Source organism: Neorhizobium galegae bv. orientalis str. HAMBI 540 (genome assembly GCF_000731315.1).
In the GTDB taxonomy this organism is placed as follows: Bacteria; Pseudomonadota; Alphaproteobacteria; order Rhizobiales; family Rhizobiaceae; genus Neorhizobium; species Neorhizobium galegae.
The window spans coordinates 3,481,249-3,501,913 of the sequence record NZ_HG938353.1; the positions used below are offsets into that span (position 1 = coordinate 3,481,249).

Here is a 20,665-nt window from a genome sequence, read left to right on the forward strand (position 1 = left end):
TGCCTGAAGTCTAGGACTGATTGTCCCCTTCAGGAACCGCAACTATAAGTACGCCAACAGACTGTCTTACCACCTCATCAACCTTTTATTAACGTCAATATACAACTGATACGTAATTTAGTCTATCATCAAGTAAGCAAATAGATAAAAATATTTATCAAAGTGGCGAGCTAAGTTCCGATAGGGAATTGGATATCTGCTTATAGTTAACGCGCACGTCAAAATATAGGCTTTGGACCACCATACAGGATCCAGTTATAAATCTCGAACATCTGAGCCGCCTTGGCATGCCAGCTGTATCTTTCTCTAACACGTCTTGAGGTTGCGTCGCTGAGTAGAGCGACAAGCCCGGGATTGCTTTCCAAGTATTCGAACGCCTTGGTGAAACCGGTAATCAACGTCTCGCGATCGTGAAAGTCTACCGCTATGCCGGAATGATCGTCGATGAGCTCCGGCGGGCCTCCGTAATTGGCAACGACCGGGACCAGGCCCATGGACATTGCCTCCAGAACCACTCCGCCGCCAAACTCCCGGACACTCGGCAATGCCAGCACCTGATATCCGGCCAGTGTTGAAGCCAGGTCCCTTTGCTCCACCCATCCCGCAAATTTGACGGAATCCCGAAGCCCCTTTCGACGCACGGTCTCCTCCAGTTCTTTTCGCTGGGGCCCATCCCCGACAATGAGAACTTCGATGTTCAAACGCCCGCGATAGGCGGCCACGGCCTCGATGAGGATATCTGCGCCCTTATAGGGTACCAGCCTGCCGATGAAGGCGACGGCCAACCTGTTGCCGGAGAGTTCGCGCAACTGAAATGGAAAACGATCCGGATCGGCCGCGTTTTCCGGAATGAGAAAGGCCCTTTCCGCACAGCTCGTGGGAAGCTCGCTCAGCGTGTGACCGGATCCCGCAATCAGCGCTGCCGCCTCCGATCGCGTCGTCCGGTAGTACGGCATCAGAAAATGGAGCTTGCGAATTGCCGACAGCCACTCGCGCTCACGGCTTCGCACGTCCGAAAAACCTTTCGGCCAGGGCACGCCGCCGTTGAGGGGGCCGAGGACAAAAGGGATGCCATATTTTTTCAGCTTCCTCGCGATCGGGCTTTGGCTCGTGGGACTGAGCGGCGTGATCCTGTGCACCAGATCAAATTCGCCGGCCATCAGCCGCTTGCCCAGCAGCTTCCATACCTCTCGCTCGAAACTATAGTAGGAGAACGAGGAAAAGGCCGTCACGACCGTCCAGCCCTTGTTCTCGCCGCCCCGCAGACGCTCGCTGAGACGGTAGAAGGCGCGCGCTACCCTTTCGTTGTCGATAGCGACGAAATCGCGCCCCTCGACCAACCCGGCGCGCAAAAGCGCATCCCGGTTCCGGACCTGCGTGACAAGGAGAGCGTCGGTCTTCTGCATGATCGCATGCGCAAGGTTCCAGCCGACCAGCGGCACGCTGGTCCATTCCGGGTTCGCTGCCTCGGCAATCAACAAGGGCCGAAGCGTCTTGTCCGGTGATTTCGCGACATTGGAGTGAGGCCCGTTTCCGGCACGGCTCTGCTCGGAAAGTTTATCGGCGAAAGCGCGGAAGACCTGCGGAAGGCTATCGGAATGCGGCCCCGCCACGCTCATTGATTGACCCCTTTGCAGTCGACGCCACCAATCCGGTGGAAAAAATTCAACGCCAGACCAGTCCGGAAATTTATGTTGTCATGCATAGAGTATTTCCAAATTGAATTGATGAAATCCCGCTGACGTGACGGTTGAGCAACCACTACTCACTGGCCGCCACAAGTATGTATTGATGATGAATGTTATTTCGCCTTCTCCTCTTCTTCAATCTATCGGAAGTGGGAGAACATTACTGCTTTAGGGGTAGGACGGAATCGTCCACCACCACCCCTCGACTGAGGACGGATCGCCTTCTGATTTGGATCGATCAGAACATGCTGCCGGCGCGCTCAAAAATCAGCGTCGCGAGGGTTCCGGCTAGAAAACCGACTGGCCAGGCCAGAAGCACGCCGACTTCATAGGGCAGGCTGTGGAGGCCATGGCGCCGATTGAAATAGAATATCACGGCAAAAACCGGCAGCCCGTAAAGGGCGATCGCCCACAACGCGCCGTAAAACCCGAACATATAATAGGCGACCGGAATCGAGACGAAAATCGAGATCGCCCGGACGAAATTCAGAATGGTCTGGTTTCTGGGTTCGTTGACGGCAAGGTATATCGCCGACAGCGGCCCGAAACGGGTGGTGAGAAGGCTGAAGGACAGTATCTGGATGATCGGCGCGGCCTCCAGATAACGATCGTCATAGAGAAACTCGATGATCGCCTTGCCGCCTGAGAAGATCGCCCCGGCGCTTCCTATGAACACGAGATCGAAGGGAAGGCGAATTTTCAGAAACATGCCGCGCAGCTGTTCGGGCCGCTCCCGCGCCACCTTGCTGAGTGCCGGCATCGCGACAGTTGAGAAAAGCCGCCCGCCTGCGCCCTCCAGCATCGAAATAAGATTGAAGGCCAGGCTATAGAGGCCGAGCATCATGGGGCTCGTCCAGCCGGCAAGAAAGACGCGATCCCCGCTGGCCGCGACCACCGTCAGGATCGACGACAGCATGATCCACCGGCCGAAGCGAATGAGATCCCGAACCGCCTCCTTCTCCCAGGAAAAGCTGTTATTCACGCCGGGGAGCCACACATGGCTGAGCACGGTGGTGACGATGCAGGATACATATGTCGAAACGACGAAGGCCCAGATCGACCCCGTCTTCCAGGCGAGCAGAACCGCAACGGTGAGGCTGATCACTTGTGCCGTGACCTCGATAACCGTCAGCCGTCCGAGATCCAGATGCCGGAAAGCGGAGATGAGTTTCGTCGATTGCAGGCCCATGATGACCGTGCAGAACGACAGTGCCATGATAATCTCGGGAAGCTCGGGAACGGTATAGACCGACCCGGCGGGAAACAGACCGTAATGGGCTGCGCGCCCGATCCCGATCGCCACCAGCACACAGGTAAACCAGATCAGGCATCCATGCAGGATCTGCAGCGTCCAGGCGGTATCGAGATAGGATTGCTCGTCTCCCATCCGGCTCTGGATCGCTGCCGGCCTGAGGCCGAGGTCGGAGAGCATCGACACCGAGACCTGAACCATCGTGGCAACCGCCATGATGCCGAACATTTCCGGGATCAGCAGGCGCGTCAGGATCAGGCTGCTGGCGATGCGCAGCACCTGCAGCAGGACATACCCCATCATCGACCAGCCGGCCGCCCGCATGATGATATTGCGGAAACGCGGCTGCGACTCGACCGAAGGAGCGGGCGAGCCGAGCACACCCGCAGGACCCGAAGGTTCGCCATTCCAATCGGGAGAAATACTTGCTTCGACCACCGCGGGCTCCTTACTTCACTATTCTGTTGGCCTGGTTGTGCGTCTGGGAAAGATGTGACGACGGCGGCCCGTCCAATGGCAAGGCCACGAGCGTGGGCGACGGCATCGAAACGGATTGCCGGGGAACGTTACGCAAGCTCGATCACCGGTTTCTGGGCAACGGTTTTGCTTTGAAGCGGCTGCGCCGGTCCGGCGTCCTTTGACTTCCGTTTTTCCACCGCCTCGGCAACGATTGCGCGCATGCGCTCGGCAAGCACGCGAACATAGGGATCGAGCACCATGCTGTCGTGATCTCCCGGCACCTCGGAGACACTGAGTTGCACGACATGCTCGCTCCAGCCGTTGTCGGAGAGCAGGATATCGCGGTTCTCCTTGAGGCAGCGTCCGCCACTGAGCCTGTAGAAGATGGCGGGCTTCGGTCGGAACAAGGTCACCGCTCCGGCATAGGGTTTCACCTGGTATTGATGAGCCGCCCGCCTGAACGCCACCTCGATCTTCTCGTTGTTGAAATGCTCCGTCGGCCCGGCCTGATGCTCCGCCTCCTGCTTGGCGCGGCCGTTCATCTTGTCGTGCAGACGGTCCTGGAGATACTTGGCGAGATAATTGGCCTTATGTCGGCGGATATCCTGCAGTTTCATGCTGATGCGGTCGCGCAGATCCAGCCCCGGTTGCCGCGGCAGCGGCGTGTCCAGCATCAACACATGGGAAACTTCTTCTCCCACCTCCTGAAGTTGTCGGGCCATTTCATAGGCGGTTATGCCGCCGCCCGAATAGCCGGCAAGGAGATAGGGGCCGTTTGGCTGCACGATGCGGATTTCGGCGATGTAATCGGCCGCCATTTCCTCGAAAGTCGCATGCGGCTCATGGTCTCCATAGAGACCGCGAGCCTGCAATCCGTAGACCGGCCTGTCCGCCCCCATGGTCATAGCCAGATGGCGAAGGTTCAGGACATTGCCGAACATGCCGGCGCAGATGAACAGCGGCGCCGCCTTGGCGTCCTTGCCGGGGTTCATCAGCACCAGGTGAACCGGCTTTGCCGTCGTCGTCGGAGCATTCGCCGTCATTTCGGATCCTGCGGTCTCGCCGCCATCCGGCAGTTCAATAGCGATGCGCTCGGCACACTGGGCAATGGTTGGCGCCTCGAACAGCGTCGAGATCGGCAGGTCGAGTGTGTATTGCTTCTTGATCATCCGAAACAGTCGAACTGCAATCAGCGAATGCCCGCCCATGTCGAAGAAACTGTCATGGATGCCGACCTTGGCGATGCCGAGAAGCTCCCGCCAATAACCGGCCAGCGTTTCCTCGATCGGGTTGCGGGGCTCGACGAACTCGCTTTCGAGGTCCGGCCTCTCGAAATTGTCCCCAGACGGCGTCGCGGTTTCGGCAGAGGCCGCGATCCATTCGCGCAAGGTGTCGAGATCGATCGAACTGATGATCGGTTGAGGTTCGGAGGTGCCGAGTGCACGTTGCAGCGCCGAAAAGCCTTCCAACGGAAGGATGCCGTTGCGCACCTGGGTGCCGAGCTTCAGCATCGCCGTAGACAGGGGGGCATGTTTCGGTTTCGCAGCAGCCGGTGCATCCGCCTGGGTTGCGAGACCGAGCGCAAGATCGTTCTCCAGCCTGCGCATGACGAACTTCTCGGCTTCGAAGACAATATTACCGTGAGGATCGGTGATCGTCACGTCGAAGGCCGCATAGCCCTCGCCGAAATCGTTGCTGTCGGCGAGCCTGACGATGCTGACGATCTCGGCGGGCAGCGGCTCGTGAAGGACCACCCGGCCATAGGTTGCCGGCGCCCAAAGCGAAGTCTCCGCGTCGTAGTCTTTGGCAAGTTCCATGGCAAAGCCGGTCGCAATGTCGAGCAGGCCCGGATGCAGCAGAACGCCTTTCGAAAGATCATCGGCATATGAGGGGTCCAGTTTCAGCTCCGCAATCGCCTTGCCGCTTCCGATCGCCATGGAGCGCAGCACGGACCAGCGGGGGCCGAAGCGAATATGCTTCTCCTGGACAGCACGAAGCGCGCTGCCGCCTCCGGCGACCCGTGTCTCCTCACAGGAAGAGGCTATAGTGGCGATGTCGATGGTCTCGTGCCTCTGTTGCGGCTGCGGCTTGAGGACGGCTTCGGCGTGCTTGACGAACAGCGCATCTTCGCCATCCGCCGGGCCCGCCAGAACCGCGACGCGAAAATGCTCCGCCACCGGTTCCAGCCGGACGCGAACGGCTTTCATCTCTCCATCGCTAAAGACAAGCGGTCTCAGAAATACGAGGTCCGCCACTTCCGCTGCAAACGGAAGTCCGTATTCCCGAGACGCCTGTGTAATCAATTCCAGATAGCCGGTACCCGGCATGACGGCCTGACCGGACAGAAGACGATGCTCGTCGAGCATCCATTCGGTTTCAGGGCCGACCAGTGCCTCGAGCCAGGGCTGTCCCGTCTCGTCCTCTTTCCAGTGATGGAAGAACGGACCCACTGCCGGCCCGGCAACCGGCCTGATCCATCCGCCGCCTTCCGAAGCGCCAAGCGCTCGTGCCGCAAGACCGACTTCGTTCCAGACGCCCCAGTGCAGCGCGACGGTCGCCCGGTCGGTGCGATGGGAACGGCTCTGCGCGAAGGCATTGAGATAGGCGTTTGCGGCGACGTAATCGACCTGTCCCGCCCGCACCACATCGGTGCTGGTGGAGGAGAACATCAGGAAGAAATCAAGCGCCACGTTTTCGAGTGCCGCATCCAGTACGGTCGTACCGAGGACCTTCGGCGTCAGCACCCTGTCGATGCTGTCGCGCGTCTTGGTCTGGATCAGGCCGTCATCGACCGCGCCGGCCGCATGGAAGACACCGTTGATTTCCCTGAAACGGGAAAGCGACGTCTCCACCGCCCGGCTCATCTGCTCCGGATTACTGACATCGCCGACGAGATAGAGGACCTCAGCGCCCTTGTCTTCGAGCCTCCGGATCGCCGAAATCGCGCGCCGTACTCCGTCATGGCCGTGGGTGCGATCGTAGAATTCCCAGTTTTCCCGCGGCGGCAGGACCAGGCGGCCGACAAGCACGATCCGCGCACGGAACCGGCTGGCGAGCTCGTCCGCAAGTGCGAGAGCGACATCGCTCAAACCGCCGGAGAAGAAATAGACGCCACCTTCGCGCAGTTTCGCCTGCTCGGATGACACTTCTTTTAATGGCAGCCGCTGATGGATCTGCGACCAGCGCCGCCCCTTACGCAGCGCCACCACTTCTGATCCCGGCTTCGCATGCAGATCTTCCCAGAGCTGCTCGGTCAATGGCACCAGGTCCGCGGTATCCTTTTTCTCTGCCGAACGAGCAAAAGCGAAACGCTTGCTGTTCCGCTCGGCCTTGGACGGCAGATCGATATCGATCACCTTGACCGTCGCGCCGGCCATCTCCTTCGGCAGGACCAGGCCGGGACCAAGAACAGTGGCCTTTTCGGGATAGGGCAAAGGCTCGCCCGAAACCTGCTGCATACCGTTGGTGATGACGGTGAAATGTATGTCCGGAACGCTGGCTGCATCCCCCAGAGCCTGAGCGAGATGCAACATGCTGTCAAAGCCGCATTCCTGGTTCCGATGGAAGAAATTCGAGCCGGGCCGGAAGGTTTCCGCCTGGGTCAGAAGCCACATATGCACGATCCGCGACGGCAGTCCACCATCGCCGATAAGTCCGGCGATAAGGGCATCATATCCCGCACGCCCCAGCTCCGGGCAGAGCATATAATCCTCGGCGCTACGGCGAATGAAAGCGTCGCCCAGCGACACCGTCACGACGCGGTGTCCTGCCGTCCTCAGCGCAGCGACCAGCCGCGCTCCCATGCCGGTATCATCGAGGAAGAACAGCCAGGATCGCGCCTCTTTCTCGGCGCCGATTTCGTAATCCGCAAGCGTCTGCTTCCAGGAGGGACGATAGCCCCAGCGTGCGATATCGGGTTCCTTCGAAAGGACGGGCTCGGCGCTTTTACCTCTCTCATTCGCTCCGGCACGGTCTATAAAGAAGCGCTTGTGCTGGAATGGATAGGCGGGCAACCGGACCCGGCGCGGCGAACGGCCCTGCCACAGGCGGTCGATATCGACTTCAAGGCCGGTCGCCCAGGCCCGTCCGACGGCCGAGAGGAAATAAAGCCGGTCGTCGCCGACCTCATCCGGATGCGGCAGGCTGTTGATCACCTGGTTTGCGGGGATCGACCCTTGCGCCTTCGTCAGTGACGACAGAACCCGTCCGGGACCCACCTCGATATAAATCCGTCCGGGTTCGGCCGAAAGCGCCGCCATGCCGTGCGCGAAATGGACGGTCGAACGAAGGTGACCAACCCAGTACATCGGATCGGTCGCCTCTTCGGCGCTGAGCGGCAAGCCTGTACGGTTCGATAGGATCGGAATTGCCGGGGCTCGAAGAGTAATACCGCGCAGAAAAGTCTCGAAGGCTTTGAGGATGGGCGTGACCAGCCGCGAATGAGCGGCGATATTGATCGGCACCCGTGTCGCATCGATGCCCTGCCCCGCCAGGAATTCCCGGAATGTGTCGAGATCCTCGTTGAGGCCGGACACGACGCAAAGCGACGGCGCATTGACCGAAGCAATGTCGAGCGATGACGGCAACAGTTCGGAAAGCCGGTCGTGATCGAGCGGCACGCTCATCATCCCGCTCGGCTGGATAGTCTCGAACAGTTTCCCGCGCAGGTGCACGAGATTGACGGCATCCTTGAAGGACATCACGCCGGCGACGCAGGCCGCGGCGTTCTCGCCCATGGAATGACCGATCAGCGCCTTCGGCTTCACACCCCAATCCATCCAGAGGCGGGCCAAACCGATTTCGGTGATCAGGATGGCCGGAAGCTGGAGCGACGGGCGGAGAAAGGCTTTCGCAGTCGCTGCGGAACTTTCCCCAAGCCAGGTGGCGCGGATCTCTTTTGCCGCATCGCTCGGCAGATGGGAAAGCCCCTCCTCGACGATCAGCCGGAATGTCTGATCCTCCTCGTAAAGCCGCTTGGCCATGCCGACATATTGCGCGCCGCCGCCCGGAAACAGGAAAATGGCACCGGCGTTGTTCGGCACCGGCTGATGAATGAAACCTCGGTTGCCCGGGTTTGCGAGGACCGCGATGGCATCCTCTTTTCCGCGAACGGCGACCACCATGCGATGGTCGAAATGTTTGCGGCCATGCAACAAGGTGTAGCTGACGTCGTCGAGCGAAAGGCCGGGCTGGTTTGACATCGCCAAACCGAGCCGCTCGGCCGCCTGGTCGATCGTCTTGCGCTGGCGGGCCGAAAGGAACAGCAGCATCGGATCGGAATCGGCACCGGCCTGCGCGTCGTCCTTGGCCGCATCCGGCACGTAGCGGGTCGGCGCCTGCTCGATGATCGCATGCGCATTGGTGCCGCCGACGCCGAGCGAGTTGACGGCCGCCCGGCGAGGGCCTGGCGCATGCGGCCATTTCACCAGCTTGTTGTTGACCCGGAACGGGCTCTTTTCGAAATTGATCGAGGGATTGGGGCGCTCGAAGCCGAGCGTTGGCGGAATTTCGCCCTCGTTGACGGCAAGTGTCGCCTTGATGAGGCCGACGACGCCCGCTGCGGTATCGAGATGGCCGATATTCGATTTGACCGACCCGACATGGCAGAAGCCGGTCCGCTCGGTGCTCTGCCTGAAGGCCGCCGTCAGCGCCTCGATCTCGATGGGATCGCCGAGGAACGTACCCGTGCCATGGCACTCGATGTATTGAATAGTGTCGGCATCGACGCCTGCGAGCCCTTGAGCCTCCAGAACCGCCTCGGCCTGCCCGCTGACGCTCGGTGCCAGATAGCCCGCCTTGCTGCCGCCGTCGTTATTGACGGCCGTGCCCTTGATCACGGCATGGATCACATCGCCGTCGCGGAGCGCATCCGAAAGCCGGCGCAGCACGACTACCCCGACACCGCTGCCGAAAACGGTCCCGGCGGCGCGATGATCGAAGGGCCGGCAATGCCCGTCGGGCGACAGAATCTCGCCTTCCTGGAACGTGTATCCGCGCCGATGCGGGAACTCGATCGTCACCCCGCCCGCAAGCGCCATGTCGCACTCGCCCGAAATCAGGCTCTGGCAGGCGTAATGCACCGCGACCAGCGACGTCGAGCAGGCGGTCTGGACGTTGATGCTCGGACCGCGCAGGTCGAACGTGAACGAGGCGCGAGTCGCCAGAAAATCCTTGTCGTTGCCGGTATGGCGCAACAGGAACATGCCCACCTGGTCGATGAGGTTGCGATTGCTGCAGACGTTGAAATAGAAGTAGCTGCCCATGCCGCAGCCGGCGAAGATACCGACCGGGCCGGGCTGATTGTTCGGCGTCCGGCCGGCATCCTCCATGGCTTCCCAGGCACATTCCAGGAAATGGCGGTGCTGGGGATCCATGATCGCCGCCTCCTTCGGGTTTAGGCCGAAGAATTCCGCGTCGAACATTTCCATGTCGGGAAGATCGGCGCCGCGGGGAACATAGTTGGGATGGTGGAGCCGCTCGGGATCTTCGCCTTCAGCGATCAGGTCCTCAGGCGAAAACGTGCGGACGGACTCGACGCCGTCTCGCAGGTTTTGCCAGAATTCCGAAACATTGCGCGCACCCGGCACTCTCAAAGCCATGCCGACGATCGCAATATCGCCGGCACTAACTTGGTTAGACCCCTCAAGCATCGATACCGTCCCAACCCGCGGAGGTCGGCCCGATGACATCACCCCAATGAGCCATCGGCCTTGTTCCGCTTCCATTGAAAAACCGCGAGCGCAAACCCCGCATTCTCAATGTGCTTCCAGCTAAGAAGCAATCGCAATTACTCCTTTGGAAACCATCATCATCCGTATGGGGGAGAGGCAGGTAAGGCCCGCGATTCAGGCTTAGCCGCGATCATCCGCATGGGTGGTGAGGCGCATGTTGAGTTTTATACCGCCCCCCGTTTCTATCGAAGTGCCTGGAACAGCAACGAGTGGGGACAAGCTTTATGGGCGAATTGAAGTGTGTTTTGATCGGTGGCGGACTATTGCTGGTTCAATGCGCTGAAATTCTGCGGGGACGCGGACATAAAATCCAGGCCATAGCGACCTCGAACGGATCGGTCCGAAACTGGGCGATGGCCCAGGACATTCCCGTCATAACACCCGAAGGCGATTACGCCGCCCAGCTGACGCAATACGACTACGACTGGCTGTTCAGCATCGCCAACCTGAAAATGGTTCCCAATGCGATCTGGCAGCACGCGCGCATCGGCGCCGCCAATTTTCATGACGGCTTGCTGCCGGATATGGCCGGCCTCAACACACCCGCCTGGGCGATCCTCGAAGGCCATGACCGGCACGGCATCACCTGGCACGCAATCACCGAAGGGATCGACGAAGGCGATATCTATGCGCAGCAGCATTTCGAGATCAGCGCGGACGAGACGGCGCTGACGCTGAACACCAAATGCTTTGAAGCAGGGATTGCGACTTTCTCCGAGATGCTCGGCGACATCGAGCGCGGCACCCTGACCCCCCACCGCCAGGATTTTACGAGTCGCACCTATTACGAACAGCTCAGGCGTCCTCCGGCCGCCGGCACCCTCGATTTCACCGCTTCGGCAAACGAACTTTCGCGCCTGGTGCGCGGCCTGGATTTCGGCGCGCCCTATCTGAACCCGTTGGCAACGCCAAAGGTCCAGTTCGGCAACGACGTCTTCACCGTCAGAAATCTTCGTGTCCTCGACGGCGAGTTGAACGGCGAACCCGGCCTGGTCCTCTCGGTCGGCGCCCATGGCGTGACGGTCGGAACCGCGGACATGCCGGTCCTGCTCGAGGCCGTCCGCAAGGACGTTGCCGGGCCGATCACCCTTTCCTCGGTGCTGCGCCCCGGCGACCGGCTGCCGCTTATGAACGACCGCGAGAAGGACACGTTATCGCAAGCGGTTTCCACTCTTGCGCGACATGAAGGCTTCTTCCGCCGCACGCTCGAAACCATTGCCGATATCACGCTACCCTATGTAAAAGCATCCGAAGCCGAACATGCCCCGGATATTCGCACCATCCCCCTGCCCTTTACCGGGCAACTTTCGCGGCAGGAACGGGTCGCGCTGACGGCAGCCTTCCTGAACCGTCTTTCCGGTCAGCCGACGTTCGACCTCGCTTATACGAACGACAGGCTGATAGAGCTTGGTGCCCATCACCCCGGCTATTTCGCGAAATCCATTCCGCTGCGAATCGACGCGGCGGGACAAGCCTCCATCCACGACCTGCTCGGGCATGTCGATCGGTCGCTGAAGGTGCTGGACGAACGCCAGGGTTATTGCCGCGATCTTGCCGACCGTTATCCCGGCCTGACCGCGCCTGAGCTGACGATCGGTATCGCGGACATCTCCAATCCGGCGCTCACCGATGAAATCGACGGCTGCGCCCTGACCTTCCGGCTCGGCGAGACGAGGGCCGACCTCGTCTACGATCGGGCGCGCGTCGATGAACGGCAGGCGCAGGATCTGGCGACGGCATTTGCGATCCTGGCCTCTGCGTTCGAGGACCACGCTACGTTGCTGCAGGACCTGCCCTTGATGTCGAACGCCGACAGGAACATGGTCCTCTTCGACTGGAACCGGACTGAGCGGGAATACGACACGACCGCCTGCGTCCACCAGCTTATCGAGCGGCAGGTCGACCGGACGCCGGATGCCGAAGCTCTGGCATTCCACGGCCGTTCCCTTTCTTATCGCGAGATGGACGAGCGGGCGAACCGCATCGCACAAGCGCTGGTCGCCCAGGGCGTCGGCCCGGACGTCACCGTCGGCCTCTACCTGCCGCGTTCGCTCGACCTGGTCGTCGGCGCGCTTGCGATCATGAAGGCGGGCGCAGCCTATATTCCGCTCGACCCACATTTCCCGGCCGATCGCCTCGCCTTCATGATCAAGGACAGCGGCGCGAAACTTGTCCTGACCGAGCGTCGCCTTGCGAAATCCGAGACGCTTGATGGTAGCAACTTCCTGTGTGTCGAGGATATTCTCAGAAACCAGACTACAGCGGACCGGCCAACAAGCGACGTTACTTCCAGCAATCTCGCCTATGTCATCTATACGTCGGGCTCTACCGGCCTGCCGAAGGGCGTGATGCTCGAGCATCGCAACGTCGTCAATTTCTTCGCCGGCATGGACGAGCGGGTGCCGCGCGCCGCCGATCGTCGCAATGTCTGGCTGGCCGTCACCAGCCTCTCTTTCGATATTTCCGTTCTGGAACTCTTCTGGACCCTTGCCCGTGGCTTCAAGGTCGTCATCCATTCCTCGGAAGTCATCGAAGCCAAGGCAAAGGGCGCGTCTTCCGCCGGGAGAGGCACCCATCTGGATTTCGGCCTCTTCTACTGGGGTAATGACGGCGGAGTTGGTCCGGACAAATACCGCCTGCTGATCGAAGGCGCGAAATTTGCCGATGCCAACGGATTCGATTCCGTCTGGACGCCGGAGCGCCATTTTCACGCCTTCGGTGGCCCCTATCCGAACCCGGCCGTTACCGGAGCGGCTGTCGCGGCGGTCACCAAAAACCTTTCGATCCGCGCCGGCAGCTGCGTTCTGCCGCTCCATCATCCGGCGCGCGTCGCCGAGGAATGGGCGGTTATCGACAATCTCAGCAATGGGCGCGTCGCACTTGCCTTCGCCTCCGGCTGGATGCCGGAGGACTTCGTGCTGCGGCCCGAAAACGCGCCGCCGAAGAACAAGGCGAGCCTGACCCGCGACATTGAGGTCGTCCGCAAATTGTGGCGTGGCGAGAGCGTCGATTTCGATTTCGGCGCCGGCTCGGTCGCAGTCGTGACCCAGCCGCGGCCGGTCCAGAAGGAACTCCCTATCTGGCTGACCACCGCCGGCAATCCGGAAAGCTATCGGGAAGCCGCTCGGCTTGGCGCCAACGTGCTCACCCATTTGCTCGGCCAGTCGGTCGACGAGCTTGCGGAAAAAATCCGTATCTACCGACAGACGCTCACTGAGACAGGCCGCGACCCCGCCGATTACAAAGTCACGCTAATGCTGCACACCCTGATCGGCGAAGATCGCAACGAGGTGCGGGATCTGGCGCGCGGCCCGATGAAGGAATACCTGCGCAGCGCAGCGGCCCTCATCAAGCAATATGCCTGGGCGTTTCCGGCCTTCAAGAAGCCGCAGGGCATCGCCCAGCCGATGGATATCGACCTCCAGTCGCTCGCGCCCGAGGAGATGGATGCCATCCTGGAATTCGCCTTCCTGCGTTATTTCGAGGACAGCGGCCTGTTCGGCACGGTCGAGGATGCGCTGGAAAGGCTGGATCAGGTCAAGGGGGCCGGCGTCGACGACATTGCATGCCTCATCGATTTCGGCCTGGCCGACGATATCGTCCTGGAAAGGCTGCCGCTGCTGGCCGAAGTGGTCAAGACGAGCAAGAATCCCGTCAGCGAAGAGACCGGAGACGGTTTTGCAGAAGAAATCCGCAAGCATCGGGTTACCCATCTGCAATGCACGCCCTCGATGGCCCGCATGTTCATGATGATCGACGAGGACCGCGCTGCCTTGAGCGATGTCCGCCATCTCTTCCTCGGCGGCGAGGCGCTGCAGGGGTCGCTTCTCGCAGCCTTGCGAACCGTCACCGATGCGACGATTGAAAACATGTACGGCCCGACCGAGACGACAATCTGGTCTTCGACATTCACGGCCGGCCCATCGACAGGCGTCGTGCCGATCGGCCATCCGATCGCCAATACCCAGCTCTATGTGCTCGACAATGCCTATAATCCGGTGCCGCCCGGCGATGTCGGCGAACTCTATATCGGCGGCGATGGCGTCGCCCGCGGATATCACAACCGCGAACAGTTCACCAAAGAACGCTTCCTGCCGAACCCATTCATGGAAGGCCGGATCTATCGAACCGGCGACCTTGCTCGCTTCGACAGGAACGGCGTCCTACATTTCCTCGGCCGTACCGATCATCAGGTAAAGATCCGCGGCCATCGCATCGAGCTTGGCGAGATCGAAGCGCGGATCGGCACATTCGCCGGCATCCGCGAGGCGGTCGTGGTCGCTCGCAAGGACAACCCCGGCGACGTGCGCCTGGTGGCTTATATCCGCACCGGCGGGACGTCCGTCTCCGAACAGGATTTGCGTGCCTATATCGCCGAAGCTCTGCCCGATGCGATGATACCATCGCATTTCGTGACGATGGAGGCCTTCCCGCTGACGCCGAACGCCAAGGTGGATCGTAACAAGCTGCCGGCTCCGACGGAAAAGGTCCAGTCCACGCCCGCGACGTTCATAGAACCGTCCAACAGTCTGCAACGCGACATCAGCGAGGTCTTCAGCCGCGCACTTGGGCTCGAAAAGGTCGGCATCTTCGACAACTTCTTTGCACTCGGAGGACATTCGCTGCTCGCTGTGCAGGTCCATCGCGAAATGAAGGCAAAGCTGGCACCGGATCTGACGATCACCGACCTCTTCCGTTTCCCGACGGTTGCCCTTCTGGCCGACCATATCGCCGGCAAGGGTAAGGCCGATATCCAGCTGAGCAGGGTGGCCGAGCGAGCCGCATTGCGCCGCAATGCGATGGAACGGCGCCCGACGCTGGTCCGCGTGGAAACGAAGGTCTAGCTATGCTGCTGGAAGGCATATTCGACCCTTCCGTGTCGGTTGCCGAATCCGACCTGTTCGGCGACGTTTCGAAACTCTATCCCGAAGAGAGAACGGCGATCGCCACGGCGGTGAAGAGCCGGCAGCAGGAGTTCACCGCCGGCCGCACCTGCGCCCGGCGGGCCATGGGCCATCTGGGCCTGCCGGATATGGCCATCCCCGTGGGGTCCGATCGTGCGCCGATCTGGCCGGCCGGCATTGCCGGAAGCATCAGCCACTCCACCACGCGATGCGTAGCGGCTATCGGCCGCCATTCGGACGGCATCAAGGCTCTCGGACTCGATCTGGAGGAAGCGACGCCGCTTGACGACACCTATGCGCAGGAGATCTGCACCCCGCGCGAGCGGCAATGGCTCAACCGCCAGCAATGGGGCACTCGCGGCCGGTTGGTGAAGGCGATCTTCAGCGCCAAGGAATGCACCTACAAGTGCCAGTACGGCCTGACGCGCACGATGTTCGGTTTCGAGGCCATCCGCATCGAATTGAACCTCGCCGACGGGCACTTCGCCGCTTATTTCGAGATCGATGTCCCGCCCTTTAGGACTGGTGACCGGCTTGTGGGCCGGATCAGGCTGCGGGACGGATATGTCGTCGCCGGCATGATCATCCGCTGAAGCATTCAGCCGTAGCCCTGGCGATCTCGCAGCCGGGCGAGCTGAAGGCGAGGAAGGCAGATCGTACCCGGAGCCTGTCCTGAGCCTGGGCCAGGCCGCCAATAACCAAGAAGAACGTACTTCTAGCCCATTTCACTATGAGGCAACCGGCCAGAAGTCGGTGGCGGCATTTTGCGTAGCCGGCTGCATTCACTCGATCAATAACCATTTTGGCACGAAGAACAGGCTTCAATTGACCCACCTGCCATCAAATGGGCGTAGATAGGTTCGACCTGATCCCACCTGCCCCAAAATAGGATGAGCCCGCGCTCACTCGAACTGTGTAGCGTGGTCAGCTTAGAACGCTCGGCCCTCCCGTTATGATTGACTCCTTGAGACGCTATCGTCGGAGGGAAATCATGCAACAGGACATACTGGTCGCCGCAGCATTGTTATTGTCCGTCGTTGTCCTTGTTCCGACTGTCTTTTTCGCGATCGAGTGCCTTGCGGGAAGCATCGGCCGGCAGAGCACACCGCCTCGTCAGAACGGCCGACGACCGCAAGTCGCGGTTCTTGTCCCGGCGCACAACGAAGAGCTTCAGATCATCGGCACCCTGCAGAGCATCCAAAGCCAGATGCGCGACGGCGATCGGCTGGTCGTCGTGGCCGACAATTGCAACGATCTCACCGCCTCGCTGGCGCGCGAAGCGGGCGCGGATGTCATCGTACGGTTCGATCCGCTTCGCCGCGGCAAGGGATACGCCCTCGACGCCGGCGTCAGGTACCTCGGCCTGCTGCCGCCGGACGTGGTCGTCATTGTCGACGCCGATTGCTGGCTGGAACCGGGCGCGCTCGATAACCTCGCCCTCATGGCCGCGGCAACGAACGGACCCGTGCAATCACGCTATCTGATGTTCGCGCCGCCGGACGCAAGCATCAACCTCGCTGTTTCCGAATTCGCATTTCTACTGAAGAACCGGATCCGGCTTCTTGGACTGGCTAAACTCGGGCTTCCTGCGCAATTGACCGGCTCGGGCATGGCATTTCCCTGGGCCGTCCTGCGTGACGCCGCACTTGCGAACGGCGATCTGGTCGAAGACATGAAGCTGGGGCTGGACCTCGCGCGGATTGGCCACGCTCCGCTTTTTTGCGATGCCGCAGCCGTAAGCAGCAGGTTTCCGTATTCAAAGAAAGGCCTCGAAACACAAGCCTCCCGATGGAACGCGGGCCGCTTGGCGTTAGCGGCACACCTTTTCTCGGCCTTGCTTGACGTCAACACGTTGCGGAACAGAGCCTATCTGGCGCTCGTCGTCGATGCGCTCATACCGCCACTGACATTGCTGGCAGCGCTTCTCCTGCTCTCACTGTTTCCGGCAGTCTTCCTCGCGACTTCGGGAATTGCGATCGCGCCGTTGGCCATCTCGATCATCAGCATCCTGGCTTTCGATATCGCGCTGTCCGTAGCTTGGTGGCGTCACGGCAGACGCGCGCTTCCCATGCATGCCATGGCTGACATCCCGGGATACATCTTCAAGAAACTGAGGCTCTATCCGCGCCATGTCATCGAAGCCGGCGGGGCCACCTGGATCAGAACCGATCGAACCAGGATTCACTGATCCGGGGCGAGAGGGGCATTCCCCTTTCGGAAAGTCGGCTCAGGACGTGGGATCCGGGACGACCTCGGCCTCCGTCAGGTTCGTCCTTGTCGCTGAGAGTTTCTGAGCAATATGCTCTGCAACACGCAAGGCGTTCGCGGCTACCGTGAGGCTTGGATTGGCCCCTCCGCTGGTCGGAAAGAACGAAGCATCGACGACATAGAGATTGTCCAGGTCGTGCACGCGGTTGTTGGTATCCAATACCGCGGTAGAGGGATCCGAACCAAACCGGCATGTGCCACAGGCATGGCCGTAGTTGAGGTTGACTTCGGAACCGAGCATCATCATCCGGTGCCACTTGAATGCTTTCCGGTATAGTTTGCGGAAGGCCTGCATTCTTTGCCGCAACTCGGCATGAATGGTATATTCGAAATACATTCTGGCCGGATCTTCCGGATCGGGCCTGACGCGATTTTCGGGATAAGGCAGATCCTCGAGGATAGAAGTGAATATGGTCGCATTGCCTGAGATAAGGGCGCCGATCATCGCCGGAATGCGCATGAAGGGCTTCAGCGGCTTCAGCCAGATCCAGCCATTCCGGTCGATCAGCGATTTCAGGAAGTGAAGCACGTTGTTGGCGGTCGCCGTCAGACCCGTAGACTGGATGACGCCCAGCTTGAGGCCTTGATATTCGTAGAAATCGCGAAGACCGATAGCCTTTCCCGGCTCTGAAACACGGGTTCTGCCACGAGGCCAGACAGCGAAGAAATCAGACGCGTGAAACATCAGATTGCGCCCCACGAGGTCTGACGTGTTTGCAAGGCCGTTCGGCCAGAACTCGTTCGTGGAATTAAGAAGCAGCAAGGGCGTTGAAAGCGCCCCGGCGGCGAGCACATAGAGCTTCGCAACGATCGCCAGCTCGTTCCCGTTCTTCCGGCAAGACAATTGCGTGACCGCCTGGTCATCGGCCGAGATCTTTTCCACACTGCACTGATCGATGATCATCGCATTGCCCGTCGCGAGCGCCGGCTCGACGAATGCCCGCCGTGCGTCCTGCTTGCAGGACTGGTGACAGATGAAGCCGCCGCATTGGCTACATCCGTCGATATATCGGCAGGCCGTGTGAACCCGATAGGGATGCATTCCATTCGACTGCGCGGAATCGAAAAAATGCTGGTCGCATCGGGTCATGGCAGGAGGCTCGATAACATCGGATTGCGGCTGCAGCGGGTCCTGGCTGCCGCGAACGTGCAGAAGGCCTTCCGCCTTGCGGTAAAAAGGCTCCAGATTTTCATACCCGATGGGCCAGGCCGATCTGCCGGACTTGTCGACGATTTTGAAGTCGCTTGGGGAAAACCGTTCGAGCGCTGCAGCATAGATGAGCGTCGAACCGCCAACGCCGCAACCGAGTGCAGGAAAGAAGCGCACGGGATGAGCATCCACCGTGCCGGAAATCTGCTGCGGCCACCGGCCATTTCTCAAGCGTTTCGCTTCATCCGGACTGTCAGGATCATCATCTTCATCCTGCGGGAACTCAGCCAAGCCTTTTTCGATGAAAAGGACGCGATATCCGGCGGTTGCCAAAGCGTATCCCATTGCCGCCCCGCCCATTCCGGCGCCGACGATGGCAACGTCCCATTCAAATTCCATCCACACCCCCAACTCAAAACAAAGGGCTGTGGCGGTTAGCCTTCAGCCGGCCGGACCCCTCCGGCGGCTGAGCCCCAATATCCAAAATTGCTGCTAACGTTCAATTTATCGGCAGAGCAAGACAGTCCCGCCTTCTCGTTCGAAATATAAAATAGATCTATACCATTTAATTTAAGTCAAAATAAAATTATCTCGGAAATCTCGAAGGCAAATTCAACCCTATAGAGGAAAGATTGTATTCAATCGGCCCAGCAACAAAAGTAGGTAATAGGGAGATCATTCTTAGGAGGTAGGCTGGATACATTGTGCCCACCCTCTCCTCGGCTATACTCTTATCGCTGGTAGGGGTTTTTTAACGATGATCACACCATTCGAGCCGAAGATTGGAAATGATTACATCTCGTATGAGCAGAAGTCTCAACGCGGGGGGCCGGAATATCATGTTATCGCCTATGTGGCTGCCGCGGCCGACTTCATCTATCTTCTCGGAGCGACCGGCGTCGGCTTCACGGGCTATCAATATGTCGTTTTCGGATCTGCGCCCGATCCGTCGCTTTTTATCGGGATCGGCCTGGTTCTGTCGACGATCTTCGTGCTCGCAATGCACAGCGCCCAGGCCTACAGCCCGGAGAGCATTCAGCTTCTGCGGCCACAAATCCGGCTGATCTGCATTCTGATTCCAAGCGCTCTGGCTTTCCTGCTGACGGTCATTTTCTTTTTGAAAATCGGCACGACCTTCTCGCGCGGGGCAATCTTGATGACAGCTGTCATCTCTCTGTCCGGGCTGATCTGCACCCGCCTGTTCTGGCACTGGTATCTGCCGTCGGCGGCGGCTGCGGCGTCCTTCAAGATGAAACGGATACTCCTGATCTGCCATGAGGAGTTTTCGGCGGAACATTGGCAGCATAAGGCGGCCGCAAGCGGTATGACACTCGTCCAGGTCCTCCGCCTCTCGGATGAAAATCTGTTGCCCGTGAACGCCCTGCAGAGACTGAGGCAGAGCGAGACCGACAACATCGACGAGGTATTCATCATCTGGCGGGATCCGAATGTCTCCAAGCTCGAATTCTACCTCGGAGAACTCAGGCGCTCTGCATCGCCGGTCAATGTCATCTTCGATGGCGTCGTCGGCCGGCTTACCAGCGCTCCGGCCCGCAAGATCGGCGGCATGACAGCATTCCAGACGCAGCGGCCGCCGTTGAACCTTTACGAACGCGGTACCAAGCGCGCGTTCGACATCATCTTCTCGCTATTGGCCATCCTCTCGCTGTTTCCGCTGTTGCTCGTCGTGGCGATCGCCATCAAATGCGATTCCAGGGGTCCGATTCTGTTCAGGCAGGTCCGCAAAGGATATGGCGGCCGTTCGTTCCGAATTCTGAAATTCCGCAGCATGACCGTCATGGAAGATTCTGCCGACATTCGCCAGGCTACCAGGAACGACCCCCGCGTCACGAAGATCGGGGCTATCATCCGCGCTTCGAGCATCGATGAGTTGCCGCAGCTCTGGAACGTCCTCCGAGGCGAGATGTCGATCGTCGGCCCCCGTCCGCACGCGCTCGCCCATGACGAACTCTATGATGCGCAGATCGCCAAATATGCCTTCAGGCGGCATGTCAAACCCGGGCTGACCGGTTGGGCTCAGATCAACAATTGCCGCGGCGAGACGCCGAATATCGAGAAGATGGAAGAACGGATATTCCACGACCTCTGGTACATCAACAACTGGTCGTTCTGGCTCGATATGAAGATCATCGTCCGCACCGCAATCGAGATCTGCGATTTCGGCAAGGTCTACTGATTCACTGCAAGATCGG

General features: G+C 60.0%; 8 protein-coding genes. 4 read left to right on the forward strand and 4 right to left on the reverse strand.

The window, feature by feature from the left end:
- Positions 1-218 precede the first annotated feature (218 nt).
- The 3 genes from RG540_RS17070 to RG540_RS17080 form a co-directional block, all read right to left on the reverse strand.
- Positions 219-1,619 (reverse strand): glycosyltransferase family 4 protein, encoded by a 1,401-nt coding sequence (locus tag RG540_RS17070; RefSeq protein WP_051909494.1) that lies wholly within the window; start codon positions 1,617-1,619, stop codon positions 219-221.
- Between the two features lie 307 nt (positions 1,620-1,926).
- Positions 1,927-3,378 carry an oligosaccharide flippase family protein gene (locus RG540_RS17075; RefSeq protein ID WP_038590359.1) on the reverse strand — a complete coding sequence of 484 codons (1,452 nt, stop codon included), beginning with the start codon at positions 3,376-3,378 and terminating at the stop codon, positions 1,927-1,929.
- A 128-nt stretch (positions 3,379-3,506) separates the two neighbouring features.
- Positions 3,507-10,049, reverse strand: a complete 6,543-nt coding sequence (locus tag RG540_RS17080) for a type I polyketide synthase (RefSeq protein ID WP_038590362.1) — start codon at positions 10,047-10,049, stop codon at positions 3,507-3,509.
- A 434-nt stretch (positions 10,050-10,483) separates the two neighbouring features.
- Between RG540_RS17080 and RG540_RS17085 the strand changes: the two genes are divergently transcribed.
- The 3 genes from RG540_RS17085 to RG540_RS17095 all read left to right on the forward strand — a co-directional run bounded on the left by RG540_RS17085 (position 10,484) and on the right by RG540_RS17095 (position 17,222).
- Positions 10,484-14,974 (forward strand): MupA/Atu3671 family FMN-dependent luciferase-like monooxygenase, encoded by a 4,491-nt coding sequence (locus RG540_RS17085; RefSeq protein ID WP_244446579.1) that lies wholly within the window; start codon positions 10,484-10,486, stop codon positions 14,972-14,974.
- Positions 14,975-14,976: 2 nt separating this feature from the next.
- Complete coding sequence (locus RG540_RS17090) at positions 14,977-15,627, forward strand: 4'-phosphopantetheinyl transferase family protein (RefSeq protein WP_038546001.1); 651 nt, start codon at positions 14,977-14,979, stop codon at positions 15,625-15,627.
- 398 nt (positions 15,628-16,025) lie between these two features.
- A complete protein-coding gene (locus RG540_RS17095; RefSeq protein ID WP_038590368.1) occupies positions 16,026-17,222 on the forward strand; it encodes a glycosyltransferase family 2 protein in 1,197 nt (398 codons plus the stop codon).
- 39 nt (positions 17,223-17,261) lie between these two features.
- Here RG540_RS17095 and RG540_RS17100 read toward each other — a convergent pair whose 3' ends face one another.
- A complete protein-coding gene (locus RG540_RS17100; RefSeq protein WP_051909496.1) occupies positions 17,262-18,851 on the reverse strand; it encodes a GMC family oxidoreductase in 1,590 nt (529 codons plus the stop codon).
- 358 nt (positions 18,852-19,209) lie between these two features.
- On the opposite strand from RG540_RS17100, the gene RG540_RS17105 reads away from it, so the two are divergent.
- Positions 19,210-20,649, forward strand: a complete 1,440-nt coding sequence (locus RG540_RS17105; RefSeq protein ID WP_038590372.1) for an exopolysaccharide biosynthesis polyprenyl glycosylphosphotransferase — start codon at positions 19,210-19,212, stop codon at positions 20,647-20,649.
- The last annotated feature ends 16 nt before the right edge of the window (positions 20,650-20,665 follow it).